Origin of the sequence: Bacillus sp. BML-BC051 (genome assembly GCF_019656175.1) — a bacterium.
Lineage (GTDB): Bacteria > Bacillota > Bacilli > Bacillales > Bacillaceae_G > Bacillus_A > Bacillus_A mobilis.
This window is the reverse complement of the sequence record NZ_BPLI01000017.1, coordinates 308111-329237: the sequence shown is the minus strand read 5'-3', so window position 1 is coordinate 329237 and position 21127 is coordinate 308111. Positions and strand designations below refer to the sequence as shown.

The window sequence follows — 21127 nt, the reverse complement described above, 5'->3', positions numbered from 1 at the left end:
GATGTAAACGGAGTAGCGGACAAGTATGAAGTGAAAGAACAAGCAGTTGAAGGATATGAAGCCAAAGTATAAAGTTATGACATCACGAATACAAAAGTGTGCGATACGAAAGTAGAAGGAACAAAAACGTGGAACGATAACAATGCAAAAGATCGTCCAAGCTCGATTAAAGTAGACTTACTACAAAACGGTCAAGTAATTGACACGAAAGAAGTAAGTAAAGCAACAAATTGGAAGTACACGTTTGAAAAACTGCAAGCATACGATGCAAACGGAGTAGCGTACAAGTATGAAGTGAAAGAACAACCGGTAGCTGGATATGAATCCAAAGTAAAAGATTATGACATCACAAATACAAAAGTAGGCGAAACAAAAGTAGAAGGAACAAAAACGTGGAACGATAACAATGCAACAGATCGTCCAAGCTCGATTAAAGTAGACTTACTACAAAACGGTAAAGTAGTAGACACAAAAGAAGTAACAGCAGCAAGTGAATGGAAGTACACGTTTGAAAACTTGCAAGCATACGATACAAACGGAGTAGCGTACAAGTATGAAGTGAAGGAACAACCGGTGGCTGGATATGAATCAAAAGTAAAAGGTTATGACATCACAAATACAAAAGTAGGCGAAACGAAAGTAGAAGGAACAAAAACGTGGAACGATAATAACGCAACAGATCGTCCGGAAATGATCAAAGTAGACTTACTACAAAACGGTAAAGTAGTAGACACAAAAGAAGTAACAGCAGAAACAAACTGGAAGTATACGTTTGAAAAACTACAAGCATACGATGCAAACGGAGTAGCGTACAAGTATGAAGTGAAAGAACAGTCAGTAGCTGGATATAAATCCAAAGTAAAAGGTTATGACATCACAAATACAAAAGTAGGCGAAACGAAAGTAGAAGGAACAAAAACGTGGAACGATAATAACGCAAAAGATCGTCCAAGCTCGATTAAAGTAGACTTACTACAAAACGGTAAAGTAGTAGACACAAAAGAAGTAACAGCAGAAACAAACTGGAAGTATACGTTTGAAAACTTGCAAGCATACGATGAAAATGGAGTAGCGTACAAGTATGAAGTGAAAGAACAGCCAGTAGCCGGATATGAATCAAAAGTAAATGGTACTGACATCACAAATACAAAAGTAGGCAAAACAAAAGTAGAAGGAACGAAAACATGGAAAGACGATAACGCGAAAGATCGTCCGGAAATGATTAAAGTAGACCTTCTACAAAATGGTACAGTGATTGCGACGCAAGAAGTAAGCAAAGCAACAGGCTGGAAATACGAATTCAAAGATTTAGCAGCATACAATGCAAACGGAGTGGCGTATAAGTATGAAGTGAAAGAACAACCAGTAGCGGGATACAACTCCGAAGTAAATGGTTATAACATCACAAATACAAAAATCAAGGACGAACAACATACAGATCCGAAAGATCCAAGCACAGATAAAAATAGCGATTCACAGGTCCCACCTACTACAGAAAAGGATAAACCAACATTACTTCCTAACACAGGAGGAACATCAACAGAAATGATTTCTATTTTTGGAGGTATGCTATTGTTCCTTTTAGGTGGAAGTCTAATCGCTCGTCGACGAATAAAGTAATAAAAGCTTTAGATCATTGATTACACCGTAATCTTAGTAGGACAAATAAAAAAATTACTATTAATATTGCTCCCTTCAGGCAAGTATTCAAAAACACTTCATGATAAAGTGAATGGAAGAATGCTACCTGAAGGGTATTTTTATAGAAAAAGAGAAATAGTTTCAAGATAGGCTCTATGAAGGCTATTATCCAATAAAATCAAGCTTAGAATACGGTGCCTCATGTAATTTAGGATTAACGTTTTGTTCCATTCAGTTCTTGTTGAATGCATTGTCACTTTTATAGTTAATTTAGAAAAAATATTCCGTAAAGCTGTTTTCTTCTGTAGTCGCAGCCATGTTTATTTCAGGAATAAAAATATTAGTTCCTGAAATAAACATTAAATTTAACGCAACTGTCGGAGTAATTTTTTCATGATAGAAAATCTTATTTGTTAGATGTAAAATTTTTGTTTTACATGCTAATATCATTTAATGGTATATTTGAATGATTATAGTACAATTTGTATTATAAGAGATAAGTCGTATTAATATACATGCAATTATGCATATATTAGAATTTTGAATAGGGTAATATTGTTATGTAATAAAAAACTACCGATTAATCGGTAGTCTAAAATAGTATTAAGCAGCTTTCTGTTCTGTTTGAGTAACAGGTTTTTGAAGAGAATTATAAACACCAGTTCCGATAACCTCTAATGCCATTTTCATACGTTCAGGTGAAATATTCTCAAATACGTTATCTTGAGGTGTGTGATATACCTTTTCGATATGATAGATTAATGGATTCCAACTATCGACACCCATCCAAATGAATAGGGCGGCAGGAATACCAACTTCAGCAAATGGCACGTGATCACTAGAGCCGAATTTCCCTTGCAGTACGAGGTCATTATTTAATTGTTTACCTGCTTGTAAGGCTGCGTCTGTTACAAGGTTTGGAGAACCGTTAGGCGTCATAGCATATAAATTCTTTGCTTTATCGTAATTTGTTGCAACCATGTCTGCATTAAAGACACCTAAAATTCGATCGCGTTCTTTTTGAGCCAGACTATTAACGTAATAATCGGAGCCAAGTAAGCCAGTCTCTTCAGAACCAAAAGCAATAAAACGAATTTCTTTATCAGTTTCTACATTTTGAAAAGCACGTGCTAACTCTAATACTAACCCTGTACCAGAAGCATTGTCGTTTGCTCCAGGTGCTCCAACTACGCTATCATAGTGCGAACTTACAACGACGGCTTTTTCATTACCTGTACTATTTTTTGGTTTCTTTTTAGCGATGATATTTAGTGATGTTAAGTTAGATTCATGTCTCGCCTTTAGAGAAAGAATTGTTGTCCCTTTTTTAGCGATTTCCTCTTTAAATGCATTTCCTTGCGCATAAGCAAGACCAAAGACAGGGATAGACTGCTTTTTCGTTAGGCGGGGATTAAAGGTTTGTCCATAATTTCCGCGTCCGCCAATTAAACTGTATAAAAGGACACCTTTTGCTCCTTTGCTAACAGCATTTTCAACTTGTTTATTATAGTCTGCAACTGTTGTTCCTCTTTCAAATAGAACAACTTTTCCGTTTACTTCATTTGGGATATCCTCTAATTTTGTCCCACCTTGAACAAAGATAAGAGGAGCTGTAACAGCTTCTGTAGAAATTAGTGCGTTAGAGGCAGCACCAGCTTGCCAATTACGCTTTGTGGATAATGGTGATTCAATAAATCCAACGTATTGATCAGGCACTTGAAATGGTTGATATTCTACTTCATAGCCCATTGATTTAAGTTGCATACCAACGTAGCGAGAAGCCCATTCTTCTGATTTTGTCCCACCAGGGCGAGGACCAATTGTTTCGGATAAGAAACGAATGTGTTCGATAGCGCGGCTTGCATCAACTTGTTTTGTGATAGGTGAAGTCTGTGTGATTTCTGACGTGGAATCAGCTTTGGCTTGTCCGATAGGAGCTAAGCTAACAGCGAGTGACACAGCAAGCAAAGAGCTTACTATTTTTTGTTTCAAAGATTTTTTCATTTTTTCCTCTCCTATTCTTCTATTCTCTCTGCCTGACAAAAGAAGACGGATAACGACTTCATTTTACCGTTACCTTCATTTGTTTTCAATATTCTGACATTGAGAAATAAAAAAAGCTATATGCATATTTGCATATTTTTGATGGAGATATGTATGCTATCATTTTAAATGAAGGTTCGCTTTCTGCTTGGAAAGCTCCTACATTGCATGAATCTAGTGTACCCAAACTTTAGATTATGTAGAGAAAAGAATCCTATAGGGTTTCTTTTCTCATGTTTGAATCATGTGATGATAAATATGTTTCCGCATTTCATAATTATCATCAGTGATATATGTAAGGCATCCATATGAAAATACGAGGCTGTTCAAAGGTTTTCCGTACTTTTGGACAGCCTCACCCCGTTAAAAGGACGATACTTTATGTATCGTCCTTTTTCAGGCTGTGGAGAAAATCTTTTCTACAGCCTAAAAAAGAACCGCTTCCTACTAAGAAGCGGTTCCTTTTTTATATTTCTGTTAAGATTATCGGTTCGCCGCGTGTTACGACAACTGTATGTTCACATTGTGCAACAAGGCTTTTATCAGGTGTAATAAATGTCCAACCATCATCGCCACGTTCGATAATGTGATCAGCTTTCATAGAAATGAATGGTTCTACAGCGATAACTAGACCGTCTTTTAGAAGTGCATTATCCATTGGATCAAAGTAGCTTAAAATATGGTTTGGTGCTTCATGTAAACTAAGACCGATACCGTGACCAGTTAAGTTTTGAATTACATTGTATCCATTTTTATGTGCAAAGTTTGAAACAGCACGACCAATTTGGTTTTGTTTTGAACCAGCTTTCACCTTTTTCATTGCTGCCCAAAATGCATCAACAGCTGCTTGGCAAAGCTTTTCTTTTGCTTCATCTTCTCCAAGTACAAATGAAATACCTGTATCTGCATAATAACCATCAAGTGCAGCAGATACGTCGACATTTACTAAGTCGCCTTCTTTTAATACGCGATCTCCTGGAATACCGTGAGCAACTTCTTCGTTTACACTGATGCAAGTTACACCAGGGAAATCATATTCTTTTTCAGGTGCAGAAATAGCACCGTGCTCATCTAATACTTTTTTACCGATCAAATCAAGCTCTTTCGTTGTCATACCTGGCTTCGCTTCTTTTTTCATTTCTTCACGTGCAAGCGCAACGATGCGGCCGATTTTTCGTAAGCCTTCTAAATCTTGTTCATTACGAATAATCATGAAAACCACTGTCCTTCCTCGAATATATATCTTACCCGATTGTATCATGTTTATTTTCGTCCTGCTACTCGCTTGCAGTATGCGGATTGATTCCTCTCATAAAGAATACATGACAATTGTCATATCGATGTCATGACGCATCATACTGTTTCCTAAGTTTTCCAACACGTACAATGTAAATATAAGAAACAGCGGGGGTGGAGAGATGGAAAAGATTATAGAGGTAAATGGTGTTTCTAAAACATTTAAGCATAAAAGTGCAGTAAATAACGTTTCATTTCATGTAAATAAAGGAGAAATCGTAGCACTACTTGGACCGAATGGTGCAGGGAAAACGACGACGATGTCGATGATGCTTGGATTAAAGGATCCGACGGAAGGAACTGTTTCTATATTTGGAAAGAGTCCCAAGCATAGAGATGTTCGTAATAGCCTCGGTGCGATGCTACAAGAAGTAAGTGTCATTGATAGTATTACAGTGGAAGAGGCAATTGAGTTATTCCGTAGCTATTATACGAATCCGGTAGCGAAAGAAACGTTACTACAGTTATCAAATTTAGAATCGGAGCGAAAGCAAAGATGTGAGAAATTATCAGGTGGGCAAAAAAGAAGGTTAAACTTTGCACTCGCACTTGCAGGAAATCCTGAATTGCTATTTTTAGATGAACCGACAGTTGGAATGGATATTACGTCTCGAAGAACGTTTTGGGAAACAATTCGAAAGTTAGCAAGTGAAGGGAAAACAATTATTTTAACGACGCACTATTTAGAAGAAGCGGATGCATTGGCGAATCGTATTTTATTGTTTGCGAATGGAAAGATTATCGCAGACGGTACACCAGATGAGATGAAAGCGACGATTTCGCGAAAAACAATTAAGTTTTATTCGAAGGAAAGTATTCCTGCAAAATTACTAAAAGAATTACCAAACGTAACAGAAGTACAGTCAAATGAAGGGCACTTCACTTTAACAACTGAAGATACAGATGAAACTTTAAAAGCAATTTATCAAAAGAACTTACCTGTAACAGATGTTTCAGTTGAACGTGGAAGTCTTGATGAGGCATTTGAACAGTTTGTCGCAAATCAGAAGGAGGAAATCGCATGAAAGCTTTATGGATGCAATGCAAAATAGAAATTTTACGTACGTTCCGCAATAAATTATTTATCTTTTTCTCATTATTAATGCCAGTTATGTTTTACTACATTTTCACAAATGTTATTCAAGTGCCACAAAATGGAGATGCGTGGAAAGCACATTATTTAATCTCAATGGCGACGTTTAGTATTGTAGGGACGGCACTTTTTAGTTTCGGTGTAAGGATTTCTCAAGAAAAGGAGCAAGGGTGGACACATTTGTTGAAAATTACACCACTTCCAGAGGGAGCGTATATAACAGCAAAGATTATTGCTCAAACAGTAGTGAATGCTTTTTCAATCTTAGTTATCTTTATCGCAGGAATATTAATTAATCATGTTGAGTTAACAGTAGGGCAATGGATTGGTGCTGGATTGTGGTTGTTGTTAGGAGTGACACCATTTTTAGCGTTAGGAACAGTAATAGGTTCTATTAAGAAGGCGGATGCAGCAGCGGGATTAGCGAATATTTTAAATATGAGTTTAGCTGTAATTGGCGGTCTATGGATGCCGATCGAAGTATTCCCGAAAATATTAAGATCTATCGGTGAATGGACACCAACATATCATTTCGGGAGCGGTGCATGGGATATTGTAGCTGGAAAATCGGTTGGTTGGGAAAATATCGCGGTATTAGGAGGTTATTTCCTTATATTTGTTGTAGTATCAATATATATAAGAAAAAGACAGGAAGCGGTATAAATGATAGAGAAGAAGAGGATTGAGATTTTTCCGAAACATATGGGTTTCTTCCCGTATATGTGGTTTGTGTATTTATTATTTCCAATCTACCATTTAGCACAAGCGTCAGGATGGAAGCTTGTACTAGGGAGCGGTATGTTGATACTTTTTATTATCACATACCGTCAGCTATATTTTGTTCAGAAGACGTTTATTTTATGGGCATGTATTCAAATGGTACTCATTTTTTTATTTGCTTTATTTTATAATCCTTTCATGATATTCTTTGGCTTTTTCACGGCAAGTGCGATGGGATTTACGCCAAATAAGAAAGTGTTTCGAGTGCTATTATGTTTGTTAGTTATAATGCTTGGGGCATTTTTATTTATAAATATGAATCAACTAACAACTACAAGTTTAGTAAATATCGTTCCGATGTTTATTTTAATGCTCCTTACGCCATTTGGTATGCGCAACTTTAATCAGAAAAAGATGTTAAGAAGCCAATTAAACGAAGCGAATGAGCAAATTAAAGACTTAGTAAAACGGGAAGAACGTCAGCGAATTGCAAGGGATCTTCATGATACGTTGGGACATACGTTATCACTCATTACTTTAAAAAGTCAGCTCGTGGAGAAGTTAATTGTTAAAAATCCGGAGCGTGCAAGTGCGGAAGCAAAGGAAATTACGCAAACATCTCGTACCGCTTTAAAGCAGTTAAGGGAATTAATTTCTGATATGCGTATGATTACAGTAGAAGAAGAGCTGGAGCAAGTAAGAGCAATCTTACAAGCGGCTAATATTGGATTAGAGATAAAACAAGAAACGAGTGCGAGTTCGTTATCACCCATTGAACAAAATATTTTAGGAATGTGTTTACGCGAGGCTGTGACGAATGTTGTAAAGCATAGTAAGGCAACATGTTGCACAGTTTCTGTACTGGAATCACAAGGTGAATTAATTTTGACAGTAGAAGATAACGGAATCGGTTTAGCAGATCAAAACCACGATGGAAATGGTATTCGTGGTATGAAGGAGCGCATCGCTCTTATTGATGGGTTTGTTGAACTAGGTACGATCAATCCAGGGACACTATTAACGGTAAAAGTTCCAGTTGTTATTCGAACAGGAAAAGATGAGGTGAGGGCATGATTCGAATTATTATTGCAGAAGATCAGCGGATGCTTCGTGGTGCATTAGGGGCCTTACTTGATCTAGAAGATGATATTGAAGTAATTGGGCAAGCTGCGAACGGGGAAGAAGCGCTAAAACTAATTGAATCGCTACAACCTGATGTAAGTATTATGGATATTGAAATGCCAATTCAAAGCGGATTAGATGTTGCAGAAACGTTAAAGAAAGAAAAATCAGCATGTAAGGTAATGATTTTAACAACATTTGCACGCCCTGGATATTTTGAACGAGCTATGAAAGCTGGCGTGCACGGATATTTATTAAAAGATAGCCCAAGTGAAGATTTAGCTGCATCAATTCGTAATGTAATGAAAGGAAAGCGAGAGATCTCTCAAGATTTAATGTTCGGCTTATGGCAGGAGCAAAATCCGTTATCAGATCGCGAAAAAGAAGTATTGCTACTTGCGAAAGAAGGAAAGACGGCAAATGAAATTGCGAAGGCACTTTATCTTTCACCCGGCACAGTTCGTAATTACATTTCTGAAGTATTAACGAAGCTCGATGCGAAAAATAGAATTGAGGCAATTACAATTGCGGAAGAAAAGGGATGGATATGAAAAGAAGTTTACCTATGAATGGTAAACTTCTTTTTTCTTATAAACAACGGTTTCACTAGAGAATTTCGTCTCAGTTGAATCACTTGGAATTTGAAGTGTAGTACGTAATGTAGATTTTACTTCATTTTTCGACAAAAAATTTGTTATAGTTAGATTAGGTCATTAGTCTGAAATTTGGACGATTCTTCCATCAGTAGTTGTAATTACTCCATTTTTATCTACTTTTACAATGAAATCTTGACTATATACTTTATAGTTTTTGTAAGTTTGTGCAAGGCGAACTTCGGTTTGGTTTTCTTTTGTTTTTTTTATTTGTAAGTTAGGAATCTACATTCATTTCAGTTGTCATTCACTCTTGTTAAGCTTTCGCCTCGTTTATCTCACCTTTTAAGTGTTTTTCGCCTTATTTTTTTGTATCATTTTGAGGTTGTGTAATTTTTTAAGCGTTAAACTAGGCTAAGCAATAATTTCAACTTTTACTTATTTTCTATCTAGTTCTTGGGTGTGAATAGCTTCTGCTAATAAAGGAAAAAGAAGATCGAATATACCGAAGGCACGGGCAAGTTCTCTATAAATTATCCATAAAACTCTTAATCTATTATTGTATGTGAGTTGATTTGTATGAGGAATTTGCCGAATTTTATATATATTATGCATTATTTCATATCAAAAATTGTCGAATTCACATTATTGTAGTGGTATGACAACTTAACAAAATAGATTGTTATAATGGGATGGTGAGTAAGTATGCACGCAGAAAAATTAGGAAGTGAAATTAAGAAAATTAGGGTAATGAGGGGATTAACACAAAAACAGTTATCCGAGAACATATGTCATCAATCGGAAGTGAGCCGAATTGAATCGGGCGCAGTATACCCAAGTATGGATATATTGCAAGGTATTGCAGCAAAGTTACAAGTTCCCATTATTCATTTTTATGAGGTACTCATTTATTCGGATATTGAGAGAAAAAAACAGTTTAAAGATCAAGTCATTATGCTGTGTAAGCAAAAAAAATATAAAGAGATTTATAATAGAGTATGGAATGAGCTGAAAAAGGAAGAATATCATCCCGAATTCCAGCAGTTTCTTCAATGGCAATATCATGTAGCAGCTTACATATTGAAGAAAATCGATTACGAATATTGTATTTTAGAATTAAAAAAATTGTTAAACCAACAATTAGCTGGAATAGATGTATACCAAAATCTCTATATAGAGAATGCAATTGCAAATATTTATGCCGAAAATAATTATTTTAAGAAAAGTATTGAGTTATTTGAAGATATATTAAAACAATTAGAGTCATTGCATGATAATGAAGAATTTGACGTGAAGGTAAGATATAATCATGCAAAAGCATTATACTTAGACGAGCAATATGAAGGGTCACTTTATCAAGTAAATAAAGCGATTGAAATATCATGCCGAATTAATAGTATGGCATTAATTGGACAGTTATATTATCAAAGAGGCGAGTGCCTAGGAAAATTGGGATATGATGAGGCAGAGATTGAGGATGCGTATAAAAAGGCAAGTTTCTTTTTTGATATATTAGAAATGCATGCATATAAAGAAGCGATCGCGGATAAAATCAGCAAATAGATACCCTAAAAAATGGATATGCATAATTGCATAGGATATGGATAAAATTTCATGATATATTAAAATAAAAAAATGTGGGTGATGGAATATGAAGAAGCTACTTATTGGTAGTCTATTAACGTTAGCGATCGCATGGGGTATTTCATTAGGTGATACAGCATTAGAGAAAAGCCAAGTAATTTCTCATAATGATCAAGAGGTACAATTAGCAGGAGATCTACCTTTTGAATATTAAAAAACAACCGTCTTACTTAGACGGTTGTTTTTTTGTGGAGTAACCTCCAAACGTCTTTACTAGAAACAGGTTTGCTAATAAAGAATCCTTGAATGTGGTCACAGTTTTGTTCATGTAAAAATTTCCATTGTTCTTCCGTCTCTACACCTTCTGCAATAACTTCTAAATGTAGTTCTTTTGATAGTGTAATGATAGAAGAGATGATCGCTTCCTCTAAAGGGCTATTTGAAATGCCACAAATAAACTCCCGAGCGATTTTTAATGTGTTGATTGGATATTTTGTTAAATAAGCTAAAGAACTATAACCAGTTCCAAAGTCATCGATTGAAATTTGAATACCGAGATTTTGAAGCTGTTCTAGTTTGGAAATGACAGATTGATTTTGATTAATAGCGATACTTTCTGTAATTTCGATATCCAGTGCTTCAGGTTTGAGTTCGGTTTCTTCTAATACTTTTGAAATAGTAGGGATTAAATTTGCATGGTTAAATTGAACAACAGATAAATTCACACCAACTTTCAAGTGAGAAAAACCTTGATTATGCCATCTTTTTGCCTCTAAGCAAGCGGTGCGTAAAATCCAATTTCCAAGTTCAATAATAAATCCAGTTTCCTCAGCTAGAGGAATGAATTGGGCAGGAGATACGATGCCGAGTTTTGGATGCTTCCAGCGAATTAATGCTTCAAAACCGATAATTTGTTTTGTTGTTGTATTTACTTGTGGCTGGTATTCAAGGAAAAATTCATTTTGTTGTAATGCTTTTGCAAGTTCACCTTCTAAAAATTGAATTTCACTTTGGGCGATACTCATTTCTTTTGAGAAGAAAACAAATCTGTTTTTTCCATTTGCTTTCGCGCGATACATAGCCATATCAGCATTTTTCATTAATTCTGTTACATCTGTTCCATAATCAGGGTACATGGCAATTCCGATACTTGGTGTAATAGATAGTTCTTCTTCTTTAATGAAGAATGGTTTATTTAAAATGGTTAAAATCTGTTCAGCTATAAAAGCCGCACTTTTCTCTGAGTACATATCTGGTAATAGAATTGTAAACTCATCTCCGCCTTGGCGAGCAACGACATCCTTTGAACGCAAGCAACTGCGTAATCTTTTTGCTACTTCAATTAATAATAGATCTCCGACATCGTGACCAAGTCTATCGTTTATTTTTTTGAATCGATCTAAATCAAGGAACATGACGGCAACATCATTCGCGTTAGTTTGAGCTGTATTTAAAATGTTTTTTAAATCTTTTTCAAACTTTCGGCGATTTGGTAATCCAGTAAGTGCATCATGAAAGGCTAAATGTTCTACTTGTTTTTGCTTTTCATATAAAGTTGTAATATCACGTGCTATGCCGAACATCCCAACAACTTCTTTGTTTATGAAAGTAGGGATGAGTGTAATATGAAGGTAATAGTAATAGCCTTCTTTTTCTTTTGTGCGAATTTCTAAAGTTTGTGGTCTACCTTCTTTTGTCATTTGTAAAGCTTTTCTTAGTAGATCATGGTCTTTTGGGTCAATAAAGTGTAGAAGAGAATAGCTTTCTACTTCACAATAGTAGGCAGTAAATAAGCTTTCACAAGCTGTATTAGATTTTTGGAAAATACCATCCATATTTAAAGAGAAAACGGCATCAGGATGATCTTCGAATAACGATTTATAGCGTTGTTCACTCTTTGATAACGCAGATGCACCCTCTTCTACTTTGCCTTCTAGTTGTGTAGTCAACTGTTCATATGTATCGATTAGTGCTTGATTATCTTTCCACATATAAAGTTGTCTTAGGAATAATAAGATGAGTGATAATACTAGACCGATTAGCATAAACTTATCATCCCAAGGTTGAATAAGAATAAAGGAAAAAGTAATGATTATACTAAAATAGGGTAATATAAAGCGCACATAGTCGAATCGATAATACTTCGTTTTCGTTTCATGCTGCATTGGTTTATCTAAAATGTATAGTATGGATGATAAACCGATTAATAAAATCGAAGCAGTATGTACTAAATAAGAGACTTCAGAAGAAGTTTCCATTCCGACATTTAGTTGGAGCAGATGTATATATCCGTACACAAGTATGATAGTAAAGCCGATAATTAATGAAATCCTGCTAGCAGAATATTCTTCTCTTCTATATAGGCTAATAACCGCGTAAATTACTAATGATTGTGCAATAAAATATCCAATTAAAATCCACTTATCTGTTGTTAACATACGAAAGTTTGAAAGGTCTAAAATAAAAGTTAAGGTAAAATAAATATTCATAATAACAATAAAGATGCTATCAAATGAAAATTGAGCAAGGCCTCTAATAGAGTAATGTTTTATGAACTTGATAGCAAAGCCAGAGAAGAGCAAAATATATTGTACGATGAAAAAGGGCAATGCCTTATATGAGAATATAACTTGGTCATATATAGAAAGTGAATGAAGAAATAAAGTTATCTCCATTGTCAATCCACATAGGCAAGTGCATAGTACTAAAACCCAAAATAGTTTGTCCCCGCGCTTCATTTTCATAATTGCTTTATATAGGCAATAGCAAGAAAAGAGTGTGGCAAAACAAAATAAGAAGAGAATTCCAATTTCTTTTATATTCAAGTTCTTAGGAATAAGAAATATCCAAAGAGAAAATATAATTATATACATCATCACAAAGTGTACATATTTTTTTTGATTAATCATAGTATGACTCCGTTTCAATAAAGTTGAATCACAGGTGGAAAATGCCAACTCCAATCATAGCATATAAAATAGGGTGTTTTTTATTAAAAAACTTACTTTTTTTGAAAAAAATAGCGCAATGTTACAATTCACCATTGTAACATTGCGCTTTTTATCCTTTTTATTCCTCTTATAGAGGAAATTTTATCTACTAATTGAAAAAGTGCTAAATCTTTTTGTTTACTTTCAATCATAATATCGAAATTCTGATTGATTTTTTTTGCAATGTGTAAGAAAGGCTTAATAAATTCTAAATCAATATATTCAGCATGGGCCCTAAATTCTTTTTTGGATTTAGGGGAGGAAATATGAACTTTAGGAGGGATATTTGTATGTGACCAAGTTTCAAAAATTGCGGGAAGTAACAATTCTAGCGGTTCCTCGCAAAGGTTTGCTATGTGATGATGATAATCGAATACGAATGGGATCTTTTCTTTTTGGCAAATAGATAAAGTTTCAGCAGTTGTATATGTTTTATCATCGTTTTCAAGCGTCATTTGCTTTTTTATATGTGTAGGAAGTTTTTTTATATTTTCATGGAAACGCTCAACCGCTTTTTCTTTATTTCCATAGGCACCACCTACATGGATATTAATATAGGAAGAATCTGCAACGCCTATTGCATCTAATACTTTATAATGATAGGCCATATCTGTAATAGCGTTAGTTGTAATATGTGGCTTGTCGCTTGTAAATAGCGTAAATTGATTTGGATGAAAACTTACTCGTAAATTGTGTTCTTTAATTAATGCCCCAATTTTACGCCAAAGCGGTATAAATGCCTCGATATAATCAAAATCGACTTCCGGATGTGTTGCAAGTGGGACAATGGAAGAAGATAAGCGATATAACGGAATTTCATGAGCTATATTGTAATGAAGAATACGTATTGTATGCTCAAGATTCTGTCTTGTAACATCGTATAATTTATCTTCACGCTCTTGTTTACTAAGCTTTTGAAAGCTTGTAAATGTCATCGTTTTGGCAGGAGAACAGTCCCACAGTGCCATTGCATGTGATACATATCCGAACCGCATAATCATATGTGATACACCTCTTTTTACTCATTATCTTTCCTATAAGAAGAAGGAAAGTATCGTTCCTATCCATTCTTTCCCTCTATCAATAAGAGAAAGGGTGCTAACATCTTTAAAGGAAAGCAAGGACGCGTTTTCTAAATCTTCATGGAATCTGTTTTTTACTATTTGTATAAAATGTTTATCATATAAAAGGCAGTTGATTTCATGATTAATATATAAACTTCTCATATCAAAGTTTGCAGTTCCGATATCACAAATATAATCGTCCACTATAATAACTTTGGCGTGAAAAAAACCTTGTTGAAATGCGTAAATATTACAACCGGCTTGTATTAACTTTCGGCAATATGGAAATTTTGCTTCTCGGACAAGGGCGTGATCAGCTTTTTCTGGAACGAGAATCGTGACTTTAACCCCACGTTTTCGTGCTTTTAATAATGCGTTCATAATTTTTTTTCCAGGAATGAAATATGGTGTACCGATAAAGAGTTCTTCTTTCGTATTTTCAATTAAGTGTAAAAAAGTATGTTGTAAATAAGCCCCATCGGTCGGAATAAATTGATGTTGGATGGTACCAGGTTGCAGTTTCGGAAAATAAAGAGAAGTATCCAATAAGTTTTGGTTTGTATCATCAAACCAGTCATGTAAAAATTGTTTTTGTAAATCTTGTACTCCTTCGCCTGAAATGCGTAAATGATAGTCTCGCCATAATCCTAAACGTTCATTATGTCCCAAATACTCTTCACCGATATTAAATCCACCGATATAACCAATTTTTCCGTCAATTACTGTAATTTTTCTGTGGTTGCGCTGATTGGCAGAAAAGAAAAGGAACGGAAATTTCACTTTATGACAAAATGAAAAAGAGACGCCGTGTTTTTGTAGGGAATGAATTGCCTCGTTTGATAAATAATGGCTTCCCAATCGATCGAGTAGAAGTCTTACTTCAATTCCTTCTTTTGCCTTATCGATAAGTAACTTTAAAAATTCACGACTGATTTTATCGTTTTTTACAATGAAGAACAAAACGTGTACATGGTGCTTTGCTTGTTGTATATCAGTAAATAAAGCATCATATAAATCCTGTCCGTATGTATAAAGGTGAAAATTACTTTGACGTAAAGGGAAAGCACGAGAGCGCACACGTTTTAAATGAAGAATCCTCCCATATAAAAGGTCAATTGTGATCCAAAGAATAACGCATATTAACAAGAGAGATAAGAAGAACATAAGTGAATTCCCTCCTTTGCATTCTTTTCACCTTCATTTTGCTGGTTGTCCGATAAAGGACGATTGGTGAGTCTAATAATCAGTAGGGAATAAACAACTTTCTACTGATTAAAGTTTCACTTTATAGTTTCACCGAAATAAACAGCTTTATTAAAAAATATGTTGTTGTATAACAAAAAACTGTTGACTGAATGCTCACTCATTATATAATGAAGATAGGGGAAAAAATTCAGAAAATTATATGTTTTCGAAGATTCTAAAAAATAAAGAGGGCTTACAAAGAGAGGGGTAGCATAAAAATGAATAGCTTACTGATCATGAATTGGCTGGCTGCCATTGCTGTTATTGCTTATGCGGGATATTTGTTTGTATATCTTATACGAACGAGGATGGCCTACATACAGTTAGGAAAAAAGATTGAATTTGACCGTCGTTTTAAAGAGCGTTGGGATCTCCTTAAGGTCAATGTTTTCGGTCAGAAAAAGCTGCTGAAAGATAAGAAGAGCGGCATTATTCACGTTATGTTCTTTTACGGATTTATTCTTGTCCAATTTGGAGCAATTGACTTCGTTTGGAAAGGACTCGCACCAGGATCACATCTTCCACTTGGACCACTATACCCTGCATTTACATTCTTCCAGGAAATTGTCACACTTGTTATTTTAATTGCAGTCTTTTGGGCTTTTCATAGACGTTATGTTGAGAAGCTAGTTCGTTTAAAACGTAATTTCAAATCAGGCCTTGTTCTTATCTTTATTGGTGGCTTAATGATTTCTGTGCTACTCGGTAATGGGATGGGAATTATATGGCACGGCGAGGAGCTTTCATGGAGTGAGCCAATCGCTTCTGCAATCGCTTACGTTTTCTCGGGAATAAATGAAACCGTAGCCATTTCTGTGTTCTATTTCTCTTGGTGGGTGCATCTACTAATTTTGTTAACGTTTTTAGTGTACGTTCCACAATCAAAACACGCGCATTTAATTGCGGGACCAGCTAACGTTTTCTTCGGTCGTCTTTCAAATCCAGGGAAACTTGAAAAGATTGACTTTGAAGATGAAACGCAAGAAACATTTGGTGTTGGTAAAATCGAAGACTTTAGACAAAATCAGCTTATTGATTTATACGCTTGCGTAGAGTGTGGTCGCTGTACAAATATGTGCCCGGCAACAGGAACAGGGAAAATGTTATCGCCGATGGATTTAATTTTAAAACTGCGCGATCATTTAACTGATAAAGGAGCAGCAGTGACATCAAAAGCACCGTGGGTTCCAGTAGTTGCTTTTAATAATACACAAGGAAATCAGTTAGCGATGATGGCGGCTGGGAAAGGGCAACAAGAATCAGCGGCTACAACGCTAGCTTACGATCCGAGTTTAATCGGAGATGTTATTACAGAAGAAGAAATTTGGGCTTGTACAACGTGCCGTAACTGTGAAGACCAGTGTCCAGTTATGAATGAGCATGTTGACAAAATTATTGATTTACGCCGCTATCTTGTTTTAACAGAAGGAAAGATGGACGCGGAAGCGCAGCGTGCGATGACAAACATCGAGCGTCAAGGGAATCCGTGGGGACTGAACCGTAAAGAGCGTGAAACTTGGCGCCAAGGTGATGATGAAGTAACGGTTCCAACTGTAAAAGAAAAATCGAAAGCTGGCGAGGAGTTCGAATATTTATTCTGGGTTGGTTCAATGGGATCATATGATAATCGTAGTCAGAAGATTGCAATATCATTTGCGAAGTTAATGAACGAAGCAGGCATTTCATTCGCGATACTTGGTAATAAAGAAAAGAATTCTGGGGATACACCGCGACGTCTTGGAAATGAATTTGTCTTCCAAGAGATGGCGACAAAGAATATCGAGGAATTTGAAAAAGCAGGAGTGAAGAAAATCGTTACGATTGATCCTCACGCTTATAACACGTTTAAAAATGAGTATCCAGACTTTGGCTTGCAAGCAGAAGTCTATCATCATACAGAATTGTTAGCTCAGTGGGTGAAAGAAGGACGCTTAAAACCTGTTCACGCTATTGAGGAAACAGTTACGTACCATGATTCCTGCTATTTAGGAAGATACAACGAAGTATACGAAGCACCGCGGGACATTTTGAAAGCAATTCCTGGTGTGAATCTTGTAGAAATGGCACGTAACCGTGAAACAGGAATGTGTTGTGGCGCAGGTGGTGGCCTAATGTGGATGGAAGAGACAGCAGGTTCACGTATTAACGTTGCTCGTACAGAACAAGCACTAGCTGTAGAGCCATCTATTATCGGTACAGGTTGTCCATATTGCTTAACGATGATTAGCGATGGGACGAAAGCGAAAGAAGTAGAAGAGAATGTTCAAACTCTTGATGTAACAGAGATTTTAGAACGATCTGTTATCGGACAGAAGAAAGAAGCGATGTAATTTGTAGGAATGAATACAACTTTAGAGAGGTGCAATCATTGCACCTCTTCTCAACGTAAGAACACCGAGCGAGCGCTCGGTGCTAAAAAAAGAGATGGGGGAAATAGATATGAGTAAAACAGTTATTTTAAGTGCTGCAAGAACACCGGTTGGGAAATTTGGAGGATCTTTAAAAGACGTAAAAGCAACAGAACTTGGGGGAATTGCAATTAAAGCAGCGCTTGAAAGAGCAAATGTTTCTGCTAATGATGTTGAAGAAGTTATATTCGGAACAGTTATTCAAGGTGGACAAGGACAAATTCCATCACGCCAAGCTGCGAGGGCTGCTGGAATCCCTTGGGAAGTGCAGACGGAAACAGTGAACAAAGTTTGTGCATCAGGGCTTCGTGCGGTTACGTTAGCGGATCAAATTATTCGTACTGGCGATCAATCACTTATTGTAGCTGGGGGTATGGAGTCGATGAGTAATAGTCCTTACATTTTACGCGGAGCAAGATGGGGATACAGAATGGGAAACAACGAAGTGATTGATTTAAACGTTGCTGACGGTTTAACATGCGCATTTTCAGGTGTACACATGGGTGTTTATGGCGGAGAAGTTGCGAAGGAAGATGGAATCTCTCGTGAAGCGCAAGATGAATGGGCGTACCGTAGCCATCAACGTGCAGTTTCAGCGCATAAAGAAGGACGTTTTGAAGAGGAAATCGTACCAGTAACGATCCCGCAAAGAAAAGGCGATCCTATTGTCGTTGCAAAGGATGAGGCGCCGCGTGCGGATACAACGATTGAAAAATTAGCGAAATTAAAACCTGTATTTGATAAGACATCAGCAGTGACAGCGGGTAATGCGCCAGGACTAAATGATGGTGGTGCGGCACTTGTACTAATGAGCGAAGACAGAGCAAAGCAAGAAGGAAGAAAGCCATTAGCGACAATTTTGGCACATACGGCAATTGCAGTGGAGTCTAAAGATTTCCCAAGAACGCCAGGTTATGCAATTAACGAATTGTTGAAAAAAACAGGCAAGACAATTGAAGATATCGATTTATTTGAGATTAATGAAGCATTTGCAGCGGTAGCAATTGCAAGTACAGAGATTGCAGGGATTGACCCAGACAAATTGAATGTAAATGGCGGCGCAGTGGCAATGGGACATCCGATTGGAGCAAGTGGAGCGCGTATTATCGTAACACTTATCCACGCACTGAAGCAGCGCGGCGGCGGAATTGGAATTGCTTCGATTTGTAGTGGTGGCGGTCAAGGTGACGCAATTATGATTGAAGTTCGTTAATTTACGTGTAGGTGATTTTTGATTTATTAACAATTTATATTAAGGGGGAAGAAAGAATGGGTGTACAAAAAATAGTTGTAATTGGTGCGGGACAAATGGGATCGGGAATTGCGCAAGTATGTGCAATGGCAGGATATGATGTGAAGGTACAAGATTTAAAACAAGAGCAATTAGACAGAGGATTGGCTATTATTACGAAAAACTTAGCGCGCCAAGTAGAAAAAGGACGCATGAAGGAAGAAGAGAAGGAAGCAACGTTAAATCGCCTTACAGTAACGCTTGATTTAGATTGTGTGAAGGAAGCGGACCTCATTATTGAAGCAGCTGTTGAGAAAATGGATATTAAAAAGAAAATCTTTGCGAATCTAGATGAAATTGCTCCAGAACACGCAATTTTAGCGACGAATACGTCATCTCTACCAATTACAGAAATTGCAGCGGTAACGAAACGTCCGGAGAAAGTAATCGGTATGCACTTTATGAATCCGGTTCCGGTTATGAAGCTTGTTGAAATTATTCGTGGTTTGGCTACAGATGATGCGGTATATAAAACGATTGAGGATATTACGAAGAAAATTGGGAAAGTACCAGTTGAAGTAAATGATTTCCCAGGGTTTGTATCGAACCGTATTTTATTGCCGATGATTAACGAGGCAATCTATACGTTATATGAAGGTGTAGCGACGAAAGAAGCGATTGATGAAGTAATGAAACTCGGTATGAATCATCCGATGGGGCCTTTAACGCTCGCTGATTTTATCGGTTTAGATACATGTTTATACATTATGGAAGTGTTGCATGAAGGTTTAGGTGATAGTAAATATCGCCCATGTCCATTATTACGCAAGTATGTGAATGCAGGATGGTTAGGACGTAAAACGGGTCGTGGCTTCTACGTTTACGAATAAAATCCTCCCTTTATTAAAATAGTGGTCTTACCAAATTGTTAAAAAGATATATAGCAAACGGAGGCGAAGAACATGAATTTTCATTTTACTGAAGAGCAACAAATGATGAGGAAAATGGTTCGAGATTTTGCGCAGAAGGAAATAGCTCCCTTTGTTCCTAGTATGGAACAAGGGGTGTTCCCGAAAGAGATTTTGCAAAAGATGGGTGAGCTTGGACTAATGGGTATTCCAGCGCCTGCAAAATATGGCGGGGCAGAAATGGATTTTATTTCATATATTTTAGCAATTGAGGAAATTTCAAAGGTAAGTGCAACGGTTGGTGTAATTTTAGCTGTACATACGTCAGTTGGAATGAATCCGATTTTATACTTCGGAACAGAAGAACAGAAGCAGAAATATGTTTCTAAACTTGCGACTGGTGAGTATTTAGGTGCATTTGCTCTAACAGAACCGAATGCAGGATCAGATGCAGGGAGTTTGAAATCAAGAGCTGTAAAGAAAGACGATCACTACATTATTAATGGATCGAAAGTATTTATTACAAATGGCGGTGAAGCAAGTACATACATTGTATTCGCTTCTACAAATCCAGAGGCAGGAAAAAGTGGGATTTCTGCATTTATAGTAGAGAAAGATACACCGGGCTTAATTATTGGAAAAGATGAGCATAAAATGGGACTTCTCGGTTCTCGCACAGTACAACTTACGTTCGAAGATATGAAAGTGCCGGCTGAGAATTTACTTGGTGAAGAAGGACAAGGATTTAAGGTAGCGATGGCAAATTTAGATGTTGGGCGAATTGGAATTGGTGCACAGGCTTTAGGAATTGCGGAAGCAGCGCTTGCATGTGCAATTGATTATGCGAAAGAACGTGAGCAATTCGGAAAGCCAATTGCGGCGCAACAAGGAATCGGATTCAAACTTGCAGATATGGCAACTAGTGTAGAAGCAGCGCGATTACTTGTATATAGAGCGGCATCGCTAAGAGCACAAGGATTACCATGTGGTAAAGAGGCATCTATTGCGAAATTATTCGCTTCTAAGACGGCTGTTGAAGTTGCGATTGAAGCGGTACAAGTATTTGGTGGTTACGGTTATACGAAAGACTATCCAGTAGAACGATTTTTCCGTGATGCGAAAATCACGCAAATATATGAAGGAACGAGTGAGATACAGAAACTTGTTATTAGTCGAGCTTTATAAAAGG

At 36.6% G+C, this 21127-nt stretch carries 16 protein-coding genes and 1 pseudogene; 11 read left to right on the top strand and 6 right to left on the bottom strand.

Going from position 1 to position 21127, the window contains the following annotated elements; translation table 11 throughout:
- Positions 1-96: 96 nt before the first annotated feature.
- Positions 97-1620 carry a Cna B-type domain-containing protein gene (locus K5S59_RS09615; RefSeq protein ID WP_259653014.1) on the top strand — a complete coding sequence of 508 codons (1524 nt, stop codon included), beginning with the start codon at positions 97-99 and terminating at the stop codon, positions 1618-1620.
- Between the two features lie 624 nt (positions 1621-2244).
- On the opposite strand, the gene K5S59_RS09610 is transcribed toward K5S59_RS09615, so the two are convergent.
- Together K5S59_RS09610 and map are read right to left on the bottom strand one after the other, a co-directional pair.
- Positions 2245-3645: a M28 family metallopeptidase gene (locus K5S59_RS09610; protein ID WP_000749141.1), complete on the bottom strand. Its 1401-nt coding sequence runs from the start codon at positions 3643-3645 to the stop codon at positions 2245-2247.
- Positions 3646-4150: 505 nt separating this feature from the next.
- Positions 4151-4945: a type I methionyl aminopeptidase gene (gene map, locus K5S59_RS09605; RefSeq protein ID WP_097844669.1), complete on the bottom strand. Its 795-nt coding sequence runs from the start codon at positions 4943-4945 to the stop codon at positions 4151-4153.
- Between the two features lie 157 nt (positions 4946-5102).
- Between map and K5S59_RS09600 the strand changes: the two genes are divergently transcribed.
- The 4 genes from K5S59_RS09600 to K5S59_RS09585 are packed head-to-tail and all read left to right on the top strand — an operon-like array spanning position 5103 to position 8466.
- Entirely contained in the window at positions 5103-6005 is a 903-nt protein-coding gene (locus K5S59_RS09600; RefSeq protein WP_000411135.1) for an ABC transporter ATP-binding protein, read from the top strand.
- Positions 6002-6736, top strand: coding sequence for an ABC transporter permease (locus K5S59_RS09595; RefSeq protein WP_098258731.1), 735 nt, complete (start codon positions 6002-6004; stop codon positions 6734-6736). The genes K5S59_RS09600 and K5S59_RS09595 overlap by 4 nt, the downstream gene beginning before the upstream one ends.
- Positions 6737-7867, top strand: a complete 1131-nt coding sequence (locus tag K5S59_RS09590; protein ID WP_120451032.1) for a sensor histidine kinase — start codon at positions 6737-6739, stop codon at positions 7865-7867.
- Entirely contained in the window at positions 7864-8466 is a 603-nt protein-coding gene (locus K5S59_RS09585) for a response regulator transcription factor (RefSeq protein WP_000619264.1), read from the top strand. The genes K5S59_RS09590 and K5S59_RS09585 overlap by 4 nt, the downstream gene beginning before the upstream one ends.
- Positions 8467-8481: 15 nt before the next feature.
- On the opposite strand, the pseudogene K5S59_RS30670 reads toward K5S59_RS09585, so the two are convergent.
- Positions 8482-9045: pseudogene (locus K5S59_RS30670) on the bottom strand (M4 family metallopeptidase); the annotation flags it as partial.
- Positions 9046-9213: 168 nt separating this feature from the next.
- Between K5S59_RS30670 and plcR the strand changes: the two are divergent.
- Together plcR and K5S59_RS09570 are read left to right on the top strand one after the other, a co-directional pair.
- Positions 9214-10071, top strand: a complete 858-nt coding sequence (gene plcR, locus K5S59_RS09575; protein ID WP_098258730.1) for a transcriptional regulator PlcR — start codon at positions 9214-9216, stop codon at positions 10069-10071.
- Positions 10072-10159: 88 nt separating this feature from the next.
- On the top strand, positions 10160-10306 hold the full coding sequence (locus K5S59_RS09570; RefSeq protein ID WP_000734721.1) for a quorum-sensing peptide PapR: 147 nt from the start codon (positions 10160-10162) through the stop codon (positions 10304-10306).
- Positions 10307-10322: 16 nt separating this feature from the next.
- Here K5S59_RS09570 and K5S59_RS09565 read toward each other — a convergent pair whose 3' ends face one another.
- From K5S59_RS09565 to cls, 3 genes are all read right to left on the bottom strand, one after another.
- Positions 10323-13001, bottom strand: coding sequence for a DUF4084 domain-containing protein (locus tag K5S59_RS09565; RefSeq protein WP_098258729.1), 2679 nt, complete (start codon positions 12999-13001; stop codon positions 10323-10325).
- 128 nt (positions 13002-13129) lie between these two features.
- Positions 13130-14083 carry a UV DNA damage repair endonuclease UvsE gene (uvsE, locus tag K5S59_RS09560; protein ID WP_000605885.1) on the bottom strand — a complete coding sequence of 318 codons (954 nt, stop codon included), beginning with the start codon at positions 14081-14083 and terminating at the stop codon, positions 13130-13132.
- A gap of 33 nt (positions 14084-14116) precedes the next feature.
- Positions 14117-15310: a cardiolipin synthase gene (gene cls, locus K5S59_RS09555; protein ID WP_000465810.1), complete on the bottom strand. Its 1194-nt coding sequence runs from the start codon at positions 15308-15310 to the stop codon at positions 14117-14119.
- Between the two features lie 299 nt (positions 15311-15609).
- Between cls and K5S59_RS09550 the strand changes: the two genes are divergently transcribed.
- From K5S59_RS09550 to K5S59_RS09535, 4 genes are all read left to right on the top strand, one after another.
- Complete coding sequence (locus K5S59_RS09550) at positions 15610-17721, top strand: (Fe-S)-binding protein (protein WP_073517206.1); 2112 nt, start codon at positions 15610-15612, stop codon at positions 17719-17721.
- Positions 17722-17830: 109 nt separating this feature from the next.
- Complete coding sequence (locus K5S59_RS09545; RefSeq protein ID WP_236078341.1) at positions 17831-19012, top strand: acetyl-CoA C-acetyltransferase; 1182 nt, start codon at positions 17831-17833, stop codon at positions 19010-19012.
- 56 nt (positions 19013-19068) lie between these two features.
- Positions 19069-19920, top strand: coding sequence for a 3-hydroxybutyryl-CoA dehydrogenase (locus K5S59_RS09540; RefSeq protein WP_000538861.1), 852 nt, complete (start codon positions 19069-19071; stop codon positions 19918-19920).
- A gap of 72 nt (positions 19921-19992) precedes the next feature.
- Positions 19993-21123 carry an acyl-CoA dehydrogenase gene (locus K5S59_RS09535; RefSeq protein WP_001009064.1) on the top strand — a complete coding sequence of 377 codons (1131 nt, stop codon included), beginning with the start codon at positions 19993-19995 and terminating at the stop codon, positions 21121-21123.
- The last annotated feature ends 4 nt before the right edge of the window (positions 21124-21127 follow it).